General features: G+C 71.2%; 13 protein-coding genes. 2 read left to right on the forward strand and 11 right to left on the reverse strand.

Annotation, left to right across the window (positions count from 1 at the left end; genetic code table 11):
- Window positions 1-88 precede the first annotated feature (88 nt).
- The 8 genes from ABZ725_RS38360 to ABZ725_RS38395 all read right to left on the reverse strand — a co-directional run bounded on the left by ABZ725_RS38360 (window position 89) and on the right by ABZ725_RS38395 (window position 7229).
- The gene (locus tag ABZ725_RS38360) at window positions 89-508 is read right to left on the reverse strand and encodes a VOC family protein (protein WP_358807025.1); all 420 of its coding nucleotides are present in this window, start codon (window positions 506-508) and stop codon (window positions 89-91) included.
- Window positions 505-1338 carry an ABC transporter ATP-binding protein gene (locus ABZ725_RS38365; RefSeq protein WP_358807026.1) on the reverse strand — a complete coding sequence of 278 codons (834 nt, stop codon included), beginning with the start codon at window positions 1336-1338 and terminating at the stop codon, window positions 505-507. The genes ABZ725_RS38360 and ABZ725_RS38365 overlap by 4 nt, the downstream gene beginning before the upstream one ends.
- On the reverse strand, window positions 1335-2213 hold the full coding sequence (locus ABZ725_RS38370; RefSeq protein ID WP_358807027.1) for an ABC transporter permease: 879 nt from the start codon (window positions 2211-2213) through the stop codon (window positions 1335-1337). Before ABZ725_RS38370 ends, ABZ725_RS38365 begins: the two co-directional genes overlap by 4 nt.
- Before the next feature lie 5 nt (window positions 2214-2218).
- Entirely contained in the window at window positions 2219-2986 is a 768-nt protein-coding gene (locus tag ABZ725_RS38375; RefSeq protein ID WP_351911853.1) for an ABC transporter permease, read from the reverse strand.
- 2 nt (window positions 2987-2988) lie between these two features.
- Complete coding sequence (locus tag ABZ725_RS38380; protein WP_358807028.1) at window positions 2989-3996, reverse strand: ABC transporter substrate-binding protein; 1008 nt, start codon at window positions 3994-3996, stop codon at window positions 2989-2991.
- Window positions 3997-4010: 14 nt separating this feature from the next.
- On the reverse strand, window positions 4011-5378 hold the full coding sequence (locus ABZ725_RS38385; protein ID WP_358807029.1) for an FAD-binding oxidoreductase: 1368 nt from the start codon (window positions 5376-5378) through the stop codon (window positions 4011-4013).
- Window positions 5379-5461: 83 nt separating this feature from the next.
- Window positions 5462-6412, reverse strand: coding sequence for an amidohydrolase family protein (locus ABZ725_RS38390; RefSeq protein WP_358807030.1), 951 nt, complete (start codon window positions 6410-6412; stop codon window positions 5462-5464).
- The gene (locus ABZ725_RS38395) at window positions 6405-7229 is read right to left on the reverse strand and encodes an SDR family NAD(P)-dependent oxidoreductase (protein WP_358807031.1); all 825 of its coding nucleotides are present in this window, start codon (window positions 7227-7229) and stop codon (window positions 6405-6407) included. The genes ABZ725_RS38390 and ABZ725_RS38395 overlap by 8 nt, the downstream gene beginning before the upstream one ends.
- 150 nt (window positions 7230-7379) lie before the next feature.
- On the opposite strand from ABZ725_RS38395, the gene ABZ725_RS38400 reads away from it, so the two are divergent.
- Window positions 7380-8750, forward strand: coding sequence for a hypothetical protein (locus ABZ725_RS38400; protein WP_358807032.1), 1371 nt, complete (start codon window positions 7380-7382; stop codon window positions 8748-8750).
- Window positions 8747-9313: a carboxymuconolactone decarboxylase family protein gene (locus ABZ725_RS38405; RefSeq protein ID WP_358807033.1), complete on the forward strand. Its 567-nt coding sequence runs from the start codon at window positions 8747-8749 to the stop codon at window positions 9311-9313. The genes ABZ725_RS38400 and ABZ725_RS38405 overlap by 4 nt, the downstream gene beginning before the upstream one ends.
- Window positions 9314-9322: 9 nt before the next feature.
- Here the strand turns inward: ABZ725_RS38405 and ABZ725_RS38410 are convergent, their stop codons facing one another.
- From ABZ725_RS38410 to ABZ725_RS38420, 3 genes are all read right to left on the reverse strand, one after another.
- Window positions 9323-10729, reverse strand: a complete 1407-nt coding sequence (locus ABZ725_RS38410; RefSeq protein WP_358807034.1) for a cation:dicarboxylase symporter family transporter — start codon at window positions 10727-10729, stop codon at window positions 9323-9325.
- Window positions 10730-10889: 160 nt separating this feature from the next.
- The gene (locus ABZ725_RS38415; RefSeq protein WP_358807035.1) at window positions 10890-11864 is read right to left on the reverse strand and encodes an Lrp/AsnC family transcriptional regulator; all 975 of its coding nucleotides are present in this window, start codon (window positions 11862-11864) and stop codon (window positions 10890-10892) included.
- A 180-nt stretch (window positions 11865-12044) separates the two neighbouring features.
- A complete protein-coding gene (locus ABZ725_RS38420; protein WP_358807044.1) occupies window positions 12045-13649 on the reverse strand; it encodes an MFS transporter in 1605 nt (534 codons plus the stop codon).
- Window positions 13650-14136 lie beyond the last annotated feature (487 nt).

Genomic DNA, 14136 nt, shown 5'->3' on the forward strand with positions numbered 1-14136 from the left:
GGCTGACCGACGGACGCCGGTCAGCGAGAGGGAAGGAGGAGAGGGGAAGCGGTGGGGGAGGCGGGCCGTCGGTCAGACAGGCAGGCGGTCAGCCGGCCCGGTCGATCAGCTCGATGAGGTTCCCGTACGGGTCGGCCACGAAGGCCATCCGGGCGTCCGGTCTGGGCGCCGGGCGCGGGCTCATCCGCACGCCCGCGCCCGCGGCGACAAGCCGGGCGAACTCGGTGTCGACCTCGTCGGCGGTGTCGACGGCAAGGCAGAGGTGGCCGTAGCCGAGCGTGCCCGCCGCCTCCACCGGGCCGTCGGCGACCAGGCCCGGTACGGCGTCCGGGCGGTGGAGCAACTCGATGCGGTGGCCGCCGACATGGCGGAGCATCACACCCTGCAGGTCGGTGCCGGGCACGGTGAACGCGTGCTCCTCGGTGAGGTGCAGCGCCTCGCAGTACCAGGCGACGGCGGCCCGGAGGTCGGGTACGCAGATGCCGACGTGGTCGAGCCTGGCGGTCACTGATGCGCCGCTTCGGGTCGGGTCGGTCGGGACGGTCGAGTCGGTCGGGTCGGCACCTTCTCTCCGCGGATGAGGGCCAGCACCCGGGTGCGCAGCTCGGCGAACCGCGGATCGGCCCGGGTCGTCAGCTGGTCGCGGTCGGGGCCGAGCGGGATGGTGAGGTTGTCCAGGACGGCCGTCGGCTTCCCGCCGAGGACGACGACGCGGTCCCCCAGGTAGACGGCCTCGTCGATGTCGTGCGTGACCACGACCACGGTGATGCCGAGCTGCCGGCGCAGTTGCAGGGTCAGGTCCTCCAGGTCGAACCGGGACTGGGCGTCGACCGACCCGAACGGCTCGTCCATCAGCAGGACCGGGGCGTCGTAGGCGAGGCCGCGCGCGATGGCCACGCGCTGCTGCATGCCTCCGGAGAGCTGCCAGGGGTACTTGTCGCCGACGTCCGGGAGGCCGACCGCCTCCAGGCACTCCAGCGCCCGCGCCTTGCGCACGGCCTTCCTGACGCCCCGGCCCTGGAGCGGGAAGGCGACGTTGTCCCACACGCGCAGCCACGGCAGCAGGGAGCCGCGGTAGTCCTGGGAGACGACGGCGATGTCCGCGTGCGGCTCGGTGAGCGCCTGGTCGCCGTAGCGCACCCGGCCCCCGGTCGGCCGGGACAGCCCGGCGAGACAGCGCAGGAGCGTCGTCTTGCCCGCACCGGACGGGCCGACGATGCACACCGACTCGCCGGGCTCCACGCGCAGGGTGAGGCCGTCGAGCACCCGGTGCTCCTGCGGGCCCTGCCCGAAGCTCATGCAGAGGTCCTCGACGTACAGGCTCGAACCGCGTGTCATACGACGACTCCGTTGCTCTTGATGCTCTCGGTGCTGTCGGTGTTGTCGGTGGTCTCGGCGGGGACCGGCCGCGGGGAGCGCGTCCGGGGTGCGCGCTGGTGGTACCAGCCCAGGACGCGGTGCTCGACGAGCAGGAGCAGCACGCTCAGGCCGTATCCGAGGACGCCGATCAGGATGGTGCCGGCCCAGGTCTCGGCGACGTGGAAGCTCGATCCGCTCTGCAGGATGAAGTTGCCGAGGCCGATGGGCGAGCCGTAGATCTCGCTGACGACCATGAGGACGACGGCGATGGAGAGCGCCACCCGGATGCCGGCGAGGATCTGCGGCAGGGCCCCGGGCAGGATCACCCGGCGCAGGCGCAGCGGCCAGGGGATGCGGTAGCCGCGGGCGGTCTCGTGCACGGCCGGGCCGATGGCCTGTACGCCGCTGATGGTGTTGAGCAGGATCGGCCACACCGAGCCCAGGAAGATCAGGAAGATCTTGGGTCCGGAGCCGATGCCCAGGGTGAGGATGATGACGGGCACGAACCCGACCGTGGGGGTCGCGCGGGCGAAGTCGAGGAGCGGGCCGGTGGCCAGTCGCAGGGTGCGGATCTCCCCGATGACGAGTCCGGCGCCGGCTCCCACGACGGTGGCGAGGGCCAGTCCGAGCAGGATGTTGCGCAGGCTGAACAGCAGGTCCTCGACGAGAGAGCCGTGCAGCAGTTCGTCCCACAGGGTGGTGAGGACCTCGGTGAGCGGCGGGAAGTAGAAGCTGGTGCTGCCCGCCGTCGCGACGAGCAGGACGGCGAACACCAGGGCGGGCAGCCAGAGTTGGCGCAGGATCGGCTTCCACGGCAGCCTCGACGGAATGTGCGGCGGGGTCTTCGACGGCATGGCGGCTACTCGCCTCCCTGGTGGGTGGGCGGTCGCCAGCGCAGCAGCCGGTGTTCGGCGAACTGGGCCAGCACGGTGATCGAGTAGCCGATGCAGCCGGCGACGAGGATGTAGGCGTACGCCCGTGCCGAGGCACCGCCCTGCTGCGACTCCATGATCATGTGGCCGATGCCGGGGAGCGTGGTGAGCACTTCGACGCCGATGGCGACCAGGACGGAGGTGGTCGCCGCCAGCCGCAGTCCGGTCATGATCGAGGGCACCGCGCCGGGCAGGATCACCCGGCGGAAGCGCAGCAGGCGCGGGATGCGGTAGCCGTGCACCGTCTCGTGGATCGCCGGGGTCACGCTGCGGGCGCCGTACTGGGCCTGGAGCAGGACCGGGAAGACGCAGGCGAGGAAGACGACGGTCGCCTTCATCCCGGGGGTGGAGCCGAGGACCAGCAGGAACACCGGCAGCAGGGCGATCACCGGGAACGAGCGCAGGATCTCCATGAGCAGCCGGGACGACTCCTCGGCCGCCTGGTACACCCCGGTGACCAGCCCGAGCGGGACGCCCACGGCGATCGCCACGGCCAGCCCGGTGACCGCGCCGCGCAGCGTCTCCCCGACGGCCTGCCAGAAGTCGCCGCTGCCGAGGAGGTCGCCGAGTGCGGCGGCCACGGGCGCCGGCCCCGGGAGCGCGGTCGAACTGACCACGCCCACCGCGGCGATCAGCGCCCACAGCGCCAACACGGCGGCCAGTGCGCCGAGTTGGAGCAGTCGGACCTTGGCCATCGTTACTCCCCGGCCGAGGTCGGGGCCTGGTCCCAGTAGAGGGCCTTGTCCTTGGGCTCGTTGTCGAGCAGATCGAACTCGTGCATCTTGGTGATGACCGTGCGCATGACGGTGGTGTCGAGGTTCTTGTCGTAGTGGTTGGTGTCGTGCGCGTCGATGAAGGCGGCGGGCACCTGGGTGTACTTCTTGTCGATCGCCTTCACGGCCGCGGGGTTCGCGTTGGCGTAGGTGATGGCCTTGGCGACCGCGTCGATGAACTTCTTCGCGGTGTCGCCGTTGGACGACAGGTACTTCTCGCTGGAGAACAGCAGGCCCTGCACCATGCCGGGCACGTCGTTCATGCCGTTGCCGATGGAGCGCAGTCCGCTGTCGAGACCGGCGAAGTAGAAGGGGCCGAAGGAGAAGATCGCGTCGGTCTTGCCGGAGGTGGCGGCGTCGGTGAGCGAAGTCGTGGGCAGGGCCACGAACTTGACCTTGCTCGGGTCGCCGCCGGCCTTCTGCACCAGGTACTCGCAGATGAACTGGATGGTGCCGCCGAGCGCGGAGATGCCGACGGTCTTGCCCTCCAGATCGGCGAAGGACTCGATCGCGCTGTCCTCCTTGACCAGCAGTCCGTCGGTGGGGTCGGTCTTGGTGGTCGCCGACTGCAGGCCCGTCACGATCCGGATGGGCATGTCCTGGGCCGCGCCCTTGAGGAAGCCGGAGCTGTCCGTCATCGCGAACTGCGCCTCGCCGTTGAGGACGGACGGCGCGTTCTGCGAGGTGTCCTGGGCGCCGGCCTTGATGGTGACGTCGAGGCCCGCGTCCTCGAAGTAGCCCTGCTGCTCGGCTATGTAGAGGGGTTCGAAGATCGCGCCGTTGGAGCGCAGGACGGTGATCTCGGCCTTGCCGTCGGCCGAGGCGGCGGTGGTGGAGTCCCCGCCGCAGGCGGTGAGGGTGAGGGATCCGGTGAGTGCGAGGACGGACAGGACGACGAGGCCACGACGCCGCGGGCTTCTCGAGGTTTCCATGGAACGGCTCTCCTTCAGTGGGTCCGCGCGCGTCCCGCGGCGGCGTAGGCGGTCGTGGATTCCCGTGGCGTCATATAGGTGCGGAAGACGCCGTCGGGGTCGTATGCGGCCCGGATCTCCTCCAGACGTGCGGAGTTGGCCGGGCTGAGTCCGTGGTCGAAGCGGTCGGCGAGGTTGTTGTCGGAGAACTGCAGCCCCGTCGACAGGTGTTGGAGGTCGGCGAGGTGTCCGTGGGCCCAGCGTTCGTGGGCGAGGTCCTCGGCGGGGTCGGTCCAGCCCGCGTTGGGCGAGAGGTAGACCTTGCCCTGGCTGGACCAGCAGGCGTCGGCGCGCTGCGGGTGGCCGCTCCACAGCATCCACAGCACATGGCTGGTGGTGTCCGGGACGGAGTCGAACAGCGGCCGGGCGGCGTCGAGGAGCTTCTCGACCGGCTCGTCGGTCCAGATCCCGTCGAGCGCCCAGCGCATGCCGGGCGGGGTCATGCGGTCGGCGTAGTCGTACAGCTCGGCCATGGTGGTCTCCTGGGCGACCGTCCACCGGATCGCCCGCTCACGGAAGGGCGCCTCCTCCAGGAGGGCGAGAGGGTTCTCGTCCGTCTCGCAGAAGGCGGTGGCGGTGACGGAGACCGTCTGCCGGTCGAGCCCCGGGGCGAAGCCGATCTTCGCCGAGAACTCGACGGTCGGCGAGAGCCGTTCGAGGGTGGCGTGCGACCAGGCCAGCACCTCGTCGCGCAGGTCGAGCGGATAGGTGTGCACGGTCCGCAGGATGCGGCGCGGCAGATTGTGCAGGGCCAGGTGGAAGCGGGTGACGACGCCGAAGAAGCCGGGGCCGCTGCCGCGGGCCGCCCACATCAGGTCGGGGTGCGTCTCGTCGGTGGCGTGCACCAGGGTGCCGTCGGCGAGGACGACGTCGATCGCCTGGATGCTCAGACAGGCCGGGCCGAGCCGGCGGGAGTTCCAGCCGTAGCCGCCGCCCAGGATGAAACCTCCGATGCCGACGGTGGGCGCGTGTCCGGTGGGGAAGAACAGACCGTGTGGAGCCAGTTGATCGAGCAGGGCCGGGCCCTTGGCCGCGGGCTGTACGGCGGCCGTCCCCGTCAGGGGATCGACCCGGACGTCCTGCAGTCGCGAGAGGTCGAGCAGCATGCCGCCGTCCCGCACTCCGTTGCCCACCCAGCTGTGACCGCCGGAGCGGATGCCGATGGCCAGGCCCTCGCGGCGGGCGAGCCGTACGGCGGCCACCACGTCCTGCTCGCTGTCGGCGAGCACGATGACGTCCGGATACCGGTCGGGCTTACGCTCGTTCCAGACGGCGTCGAGACGAGCGCGCTCGTACCGCTCGTCGCCGCGCCGTAAGACATTGTGCCGGGACAGCCGAACCATGCCGTTCTCCTCACGCGGGGTTCGAGTCGGGACCCTACTGTCGACACTTTTCCCCTTCAAGGGATCTGACAGTGAATTACCTGTCATTTCCTGTCACTACTGCCGACACTAGTGCGCCGAAGGGCAGTTGACGGGAAGTCGTAGAGCTCGGCGGGGTTGTCCACCATCAGCCGATGGAGGTGTGCGGGGTCGGGTGCGATGCTCTCGACGAGGTCCACGAGCAGGCCGTCGTCGGGGGCGTCCGAGGCGATGTTGACGTGCGGATAGTCCGTCCCCCAGACGACGCGCTCCGGGGCGTACTCCACCAGGGAGGCGGCCAGCGCGACCGCGTCGGCGTAGGGCGGGCCCTGCCGGGAGATCCGGTCGACGCCGCTGAGCTTCACCCACACCTCCCCGCCGTCGAGCAGCGCGCGCAGGCTGCGCAGGGCGGGGTCGTCGCGCCCCGCGGCGAGGTCGACCCGTCCGATGTGGTCGATGACGGTTCTGCCGGGCAGGGCGCGCACCAGCGCTTCCAGGACGGCGATCTCCTCGCCCCGGACATGGAGTTGGACCGCCCAGCCGAGTCCGTCGACGAGTTCGAGGACGGAGTCGATCTCGGCGCGGCTGGGCGGAGTGCGCAGATGGGGAAGGAAGTTGAGCCGGAAGGCCCGCACCCCGGCCCGGTGCAGTTCCTCGACCTCGGCCCGGGTGGTGGTCTCGCCGATCAGGGCGACTCCGCGCAGTCGGCCGTCGCCGGATCGCAGGGCGTCCAGCAGGACGGAGTGGTCGTGGCCGTGGCAGGACGACTGCACGATCACCGCACGGGTGATCCCCAAGTGGGCGTGCAGCGCGTGGACTTGCTTCTTGGGAGCGTCCACGGGCGTGAACGTGCGGTCCGGGGCGTAGGGGAAGACGTCGGCCGGGCCGAGGATGTGACAGTGGGCGTCGCAGCTGTCCGGCGGGAGCACCAGGGACGGGGTGCGGGGGGCGGGGTGCGGGGGCGGGCAGCCGGGCGAGACCGCCGACTGTGCTCCCTGGAGGGCCGGTTCAGTCACAGCGGGCCGTCATTCCACCGTCGACGACGATCTCCGTGCCGGTGACGAAGCGGGCCTCCTCGGAGGCGAGGAAGAGCGCGGCGTACGCCGTGTCGCGACCGTCGCCCATGAAGCCGAGCGGGATCCGGGCCTGCCGCTGGGCCAGCAGCTTCGCCACGTCGCCGTCCGCACGCTGACCGGCGAGCCGGGCCTCGACCATCGGCGTGTGCAACTGCCCCGGGACGACGGTGTTGACCCGGATGCCGTCCGGCGCGTACTCGACGGCGGTGACCCGGGACAGCTGGATGACCGCGGCCTTGGCCGCCGCGTAGCCCACCTGGGCGGCGCCGGTCCAGCGCAGCCCGGATGCCGAGGCGGTGTTCACGATGGCGCCCCCGCCGGCCCGCCGCATGATCGGGACGATGTGCTTGCAGGCCACGAAGGCGCTGGTGAGGTTGGTGCGCAGCTGGCTCTCCCAGTCCTCCAGACTGAGGTCCACCGCACCCCCCGGCCGGGAGCCGCCGACGTTGTTGACAAGGATGTCGACGCGTCCCGCGAGCCCCTCGCACTCGGCGAAGTAGTCCCGTACGGCGGTGGGTTCGGTGACGTCCAGCACCGCCGTGTGCGCGCTGCCGCCCTCGTCGCGGATCTGGCGCGCGGTGACCTCGAGGGCCGCTTCGTCCCGGTCGGCCAGGAACACGGTGGCGCCCTCCCGGGCGAAGACGACGGCGGTGGCGCGGCCGTTGCCCCAGCCGGGGCCGACGCTTCCGGCGCCGCCGATGACGGCGATGCGGCCCGCCAGTCGGCCGAGCCGCTTGTCGGGCACGTCTTGGGTCACGGGGATCTCCCTCGGGTCGGTGGGGCGAGACTGTCGACAGTTTTAGCCATGTGTCGACAGAAAGTAAATATCCAGGCCGCCAACCCATATCTATTGCCTATAGTGTCGACAGAGTCGAGAGACAGCGACTGAGGAGATCCGAGGAGATCCATGGACAAGCCGCCCGTGTTCACCCCCGACGAGATCGCCCGGTTTCGCGCCGAGCTGGCGTCGCGCCGCGCGGCCGGCGCCTACGAGCCGGGCCGCTGGTCGGTCAGTCCCCTCAACCGCCGTCCGGAAGTGACCGGTTCACTCCCCCGCGCGGTACGGCTGCGGGACGCGACGCTGCGATCCGTCGAGACACTGCCCGGCGTGGTGGCCCCGGTCGAGGCGAAGAGGGCGTTCCTGCGCCGGCTCGTCGCCTGCGGAGTGCCGGAGGTCGTCACGGCGGGGCTCGGCGGCCGGGACGCGGCCGCGCTGAAGGCCGAAGTCGAGCTGGTCAAGGGCGAGAACCCGGACTGCAGGGTGATCTGCCCGCTGATGCGCTCACGCGAGGACATCGACCGGGCGGCGGCGGCCGGTTACGACGCCGTCCAGGTCTGGGTGCAGGGCTTCGGCGAGACCTCGCTGATCTACCAGGCCCCGGTGTACGGCCGGGCGTGGCGCGGCGAGGAGTGGCGCACCCCGGACACCCCGCGCGACCGGGCCGGCGTGCTCGCCCGTGCGGCGGGCCTGGTCGAGTACGCCCGGGCCCGCGGCCTCGACGTGATCGTGCCGCTGCTCATGGTCTCCTACGCCACCGACGAGACCCACGAGCAGTCGGTCGCCGTCCTCACCGCCGCCGGAGCGGGTGAACTCACCTTGTTCGACGGCCCGGGCGCGATGAGCCCGGAGGCGTTCGCGCATCTCGTCGGGCGCACGAAGGCCCTCGCACCGCAAGTGGAGATCGGGCTGCACCCGCACAACACCTTCGGCCTGGCGGTCGGTTGCGCGGTGGCGGCCGTGCGGGCCGGCGCCGGCGCCGTCGAACTGTCGGTCAACGGATACTGCGGCGGCCCCGGCAACGCCGACCTGGCGGCGACCACGCTCGCCTTCGAGGCGCTGTACGGCGTGCGCACCGGCATCAGAACCGAGAACCTCACCGAACTGGCCCGGGTGGGCGCTGAACTGACGAACTATCACCCGGCCTGGAACCATCCGGTCACCGGCACCCACGCCTTCTGCTGGGGCGGCATGGATCTCATCACCCAGGAGACGGAGATCGACCCCCTCCTGCACAACTGTCTCGAACCGGCGGCGGTCGGCAACTTCCGCAAGGTGCCGTTCACTCCGGACAGCGGCCCCTACACCCTCACCGACAAGCTGACGGCCCTCGGCGTCGATCCGACGCCCGCCCAGGTGGACGCCGTTCTCGACCGGGCCCGGGAGCTGATGGCCCGTGAAGGTCGGCTCCTGACGGACCACGATCTGGCCGCGCTGGCGAAGGCAGCGACGCCGGATGCGGTCTCCGACGCGGCCTCGGCGGCGGGGGAAGCGCGGTGAGCACCCGGCTGCGGCTGCTCACCCCGGCCGAACTCGACACCGAGCAGCGGGCGTTGTACGCCGATATCACCGGCGGACCGCGTTCCGCCGGCCCGCAGCTCTTCGCGCTCACCGACGACGAAGGGTGTCTGCGGGGGCCGTTCAACGCGATGCTGCTCAGCCCCGGCGCGGGCCGGGCGCTCCAGGAGCTGGGCGCCGCGATCCGCTACCGCACCGGCCTCGGTCCGCGGCTGCGCGAGATCGCGATCCTGGTGGTCGCCCAGGCCTGGGACAGCGCCTTCGAACGCCATGCGCACGAACGCGTCGGGGCCGCTGTCGGCCTGACGGACGACGAGTTGCTGGCCCTGCGCGAGGGCCGCGACCCGGGCCTGTCCGATCCCGTCGAGCGGGCCGCCTGGGCGTTCACGCGGGCCCTGACCGACCGCGCCGGGGTGCTGGACGAGCCCGGGTACGAGACGGCCCGCGCCACGCTGGGCGAATGCACGCTCTTCGAACTGTCCACGCTGGTGGGCTACTACAGCACCCTGGCGCTCCAACTGCGGCTCTTCGAGGTACCGGCCTGACGGCGGGCGTCAGCTCGGGCGGTCGACGTCCACGCGCGGGGCGTCCGGAGCCGGGGCCGTGTCCGGAGCCGTCGGGGTCACGGGGTCCACCGGGTCCATGAGGTCCGTGGGCGCCATGGGGGCCTCCCCGTTCAGGACCCGCTTCGCCCGGTCCAGATCCAGCGCGCCTTCCCAGCGGGAGACCGCGAAGGCGGCCACGCAGTTGCCGAGGAGGTTGGTGGCGACGCGCATCGAGTCCATGATGCGGTCCACGCCAAGGAGCAGGGCGACGGCCCCGGCGGGAATGACGCCGAGCGCGGAGGCGGTCGCCGACAGGGCGAGGAACGCCGAACCGGGCACGCCCGCCATGCCCTTGCTGGTGAGCATGAGCATCAGCACGACGGTCACCTGCTGGCCGAGGGTGAGGTCGACGCCCACGGCCTGCGCGATGAAGAGCGTCGCGATCGACAGGTAGATCGAGGCGCCGTCGAGGTTGAAGGAGTAGCCGGTGGGCACCACGAGACCCACGGCGTCGTCACGGCAGCCGGCGTGGCGCAGTTTCTGCATCATGCGGGGCATGACGGTCTCGCTGGAGGCGGTGCCGAGGGCGAGCAGCATCTCCTCGCGGGTGTAGCGGACGAACTTCCACAGGCTCAGCCCGGTGAACGCCTTCAGCGCCGCCGCGAGCAGCAGCAGGAACAGCAGGGCGACGGCGTAGCAGACGCCGATGAGCTTGCCGTACGTCGACAGCACGCCCAGCCCGTACTGGCCGACCAGGTGCGCGGTGGCGCCGAAGACGGCGAGGGGCGCGAGCTTCATGACGAAGCCGACGATCGCGAAGACGACCTCCTGCACCTGCTCGACGGCCGGCAGGATCGCGGGGACCTTGGTGTGGCCCAGGTGCAACAGAGCCGCGCCCACGAGACAGGCGAGGACCAGGACCTGCAGGAGCGCGTTCTCGGCGAACGCTCCGACCGCGCTCTCGGGGAGGGCGTGCAGCAGGAACTCGCCGGTCGACGGCAGTGAGCCACCGCCGGTCTTCGCGTCGACCGCGCCCGCGTCGAGCTTGGCCGGGTCGACGTTCATACCGGCGCCGGGCTGCACCAGGTTTCCCGCGACCAGTCCGATGAGCAGGGCGAACGTCGTCGCCACCTCGAACCAGATCAGGGCCTTGAGGCCGATGCGGCCGAACGCCCTGAGGTTGCCGGCCTTGGCTATGCCGGTGACCACCACACAGAACACCAGCGGCGCGATGACCGCCTTGATGAGCCTCACGAAGCCGTCGCCCAACGGCTGGACCGCTGTGCCCACATCGGGCCACAGCCGGCCTACGAGCAATCCGAGCACCAGGGCGCAGGCGACCTGGATGAACAGCGAGGTACGCAGCAGACGTGCGACGCGTCGCGCGCGGGACGGTACGGACAGCGACACAGGCATCCTCCGAGCCAGACTTTCGTCATGCGGAAATTATCTTCCGCGATGTGCCCGTCACTATGGATCAAGTGACGACTCCGCAGAAGAGCCCGGACTCGCACCGGCGAAATCTTGGAGGTTCGTCCAAGTACGCCAGCGGGTCGATGCGTCGCCGTGTCGGTGCTCAGCGGGTCGGTTCGTACGTCAGCTGTTTGACCTGGCGCAGAGTGAGGGTCGTCTCGACCGCCTGGACGCCCTGGAGGGCGCCGATCTTCTCGCTCAGGTAGCGGTAGAGCTCGCCGGTGTCGGCGGCGACGACCGACGCGACCAGGTTGGCCTGGCCCGTGATGGCCCCGGCGAAGTCGACCTCGCGGTGTTCCGCGAGCGCCCGGCCGACCTCGGCGAGGGCGGAGGGCGCCACGGTGAGCCACAGCATCGCCCCGACGGCGAGGCCCAGCAAGGCGCTGTCGTGCTGCACGTCGAAGTAGAGGGCTCCCGAGGAGAGCAGCCGTTCCACCCGCCGCTTGACCACCGACTCCGACTGGCCGGTCGCGCTCTGGAGCTCGCTGAACGTGGCCCGCCCGTCGCGCTGGAGCAGGTCCACGAGCGCCTCGTCGTCCGCGTCGAGGTGCACCGATGCGTCGTCCGGCTCGCTCTTCGGCGGACGCAGTGCCGCCGCCTCGTCCGGATCGAGTGCCTGGATCTTGTCGAGCCGGCCGAGCGGACCGCCGTAGAACTTGTGCAGCAGGCAGTGGGCGCTGACGGAGACGAGGCCGGGGGTGCGCCGCAGTCGCTCCAGGAGGAGTTCGTCGCGATCATGTCGGCTGCGGGGCTTCATGGCGCACAGGACCTCGGTGCCGCCCGAGATCAACTCGACGTAGAAGGTGTCGGGGCGCCGGGCCAGGGCGTTCGCCAACCGCTCCGCCGCGTCGGGCGTGCAGCGCAGCCGGACGATCCAGCTGGCGCGGCCGAGGCGGCTCTCGTCGAGCCGGCCGACCACCCGCAGGCCCGCCGTGGTGCGCAACCGCCGGAGGCGTCGCGCGACCGTCTGGTCGGACACTCCGAGCACCTCGCCGATGCGGCTGAAGGGCGCCCGGCCGTCGAGTTGCAGGGCCTGCAGCAACTTCAGGTCCAGTGCGTCGACGGGCGGTGAGTCCACGGGGGTCTCCTGGTTCAAGGCGGGGCGAGGTGATCGGGTGGGCGGCCGCGGTCGCACCGGGCCCGGGATCATCGTGCGCGATCCCGGGCCCCGGTGCGACGCCGTGCCCGTCCCCACGGACGGCGTCGGTGCCGGGCCTGGCGTTCCGCTCGGCACGCCCGCGGCCCGGCACGTCCGATGTCACCCTCCGGTCTGGTTGCCCGCCAGGGAGGGGGTTTCGCCGAGCCCCTGGGCTCCCGCGCCGCCGGAACTCCGGGCGGCGGAGCCCTGGGCGGCGGACTCCTGACGCGGCCCGACGGTCTTCGTCGGCGCCGCGTGCTGCGGGCGGCGCAGCAGGAGCGCTCCGACGGCGGCCGCGAGCAGGGTCAGCACCGCGGCGACGACCAGGCAGAGGTGCAGGCCGTCGAGGAAGGACTCGGACAGCGCGCCCAGGACGCGGGGCGTGTCCGCACCGACGTCGACACCGGCCACGGCGCCGATGCCGCCGGCGTCGGCGACCGCCTTGACCTGCTGGACGGTCTGCCCGCTGAGCCCGGCGTCGGTCAGATGACCCGGCAGGGCGTCGACGGCCTTGGTGGACAGCAGGGCGCCGAGGACGGCCGGGCCGAGCGCGGCGCCGACCTGACGGAAGGCGTTGTTGCCGGCGGCCGCCATGCCGGCCTGGTGGAAGGGGACCGAGCTGACCGCGGTGGCGGTCATCGGGGTGATGACGAAAGCCATGCCGAGGCCGAGCAGCGCCAGCCGCCAGGCCAGCGACCCGAAGGAGGTGTCGGCGGCGATGTCGGTGAGGGAGAGCAGTCCGGCCGTGACGACCAGCAGGCCGCCGGGGATCAGGAGCCGCGGCGAGACGCGGTGGACGAGCTTGCCGACCGGGGCGCCCAGCACCAGCGGGACCATCGACACCATCAGCAGCCGCCAGGCCGCGTCCAGCGTGGACAGTTGCTGGACCATCCCGAAGTAGAGGCTGAGGGCGAAGAAGAACCCGATCAGCCCCAGGAAACTGATCATGGCGATCAGGGTGGTGGCGGTGAAGGCCGGGCTGCGGAACAGGGAGAGGTCCAGCATCGGGCTCGCACTGCGGCGCTCCAGCAGGACGAACGCGACGGCCGCTACGGCCGCGGCGAACAGCGCCACCATGACCTTGACGTCGGTGAACGACTCGGCGCCGCCCTCGATGATGCCGTAGACGAGCGCGGTGATCGTCAGGGCGGCGGTGATCTGGCCGGGCCAGTCCAGGCGGCGCGAGCCCGGGGCACGGGAGTCGGTCAGCAGCTTCGCCGCGGCGGCCATGGCGAGGAGCGAGGCGGGCACGGGCAGGAGGTAGATCCAGCGCCAGTCGAAGTGGTCGAGGATGGTGCCGGCGATGATCGGCCCCAGGGCCAGGGCGGCGGTGAGCGCGGTGGCCCACAGGCCGATGAACTTGCCGCGCTCGCGCGGGTCCGGCACCGCGTGGCTGATCAGGGCGAGGGTGGTGGGCAGTAGGGCGGCCGAGCCGAGACCGGCCAGGGCCTGGCCGGCCCAGACGGTCTGGACGTTCTGCGCGCACAGCGCGACCAGCGCGCCGAGGCCGCTGAGCGCGAGGCCCGCCTGGAAGACCTTCTTGCGGCCGTGGACGTCACCGAAGACTCCGGCGGTGAGGATGAGGGCGGCCATCGGCAGGACGAACGCGTCGGAGACCCAGGAGAGTTGGGAGGTCGAGGCGCCGAGGGCCCGCTGGACGGCGGGCAGGCTCGCCGAGACGGTGGTCACCGGCAGATAGGCGACGAACACACCGACGCAGGCCATGACGAGCGTGGCGGCCCGCCGTTCCTGCGGCGCGTTCGCCGTGGTCGTGGCATTCACGGGGAAGACTCTTTCTCGGGGCGCCGCGGCGCTGAGCGCCGGGGGCTGAGGGCTGGGAGCCGGGATCGACTGACGGGGATCACCTTCGGCCCCGGCTGCCGTCCGACTCCAGCCACGGCCGCCGAAACCCGGAAAACCGACATCCGGGGCCGCCTTTCCGACGGTCTTCGACTCCCGGACCGGCTCAGGCCTTCGGTGCGGAGCGGCAGGCTCCTTGACAACCTCGAAGCGGACGGAAGACCATGTTGCACATACAGAAGCGTGTTGCGTTATTCGAGACACCGAGTTCACTCGTAGTCCGCTCGTAGTCCACTCGTAGCTCTTCGAGGAAGCCGCAGATGACTGTTCTGAACACGCCCCTGCACGAGCTCGACCCGGAGATCGCCGCCGCGGTCGACGCCGAGCTGAACCGCCAGCAGTCCACCCTCGA

Origin of the sequence: Streptomyces sp. NPDC006872, assembly GCF_040635845.1 — a bacterium.
GTDB lineage: Bacteria > Actinomycetota > Actinomycetes > Streptomycetales > Streptomycetaceae > Streptomyces.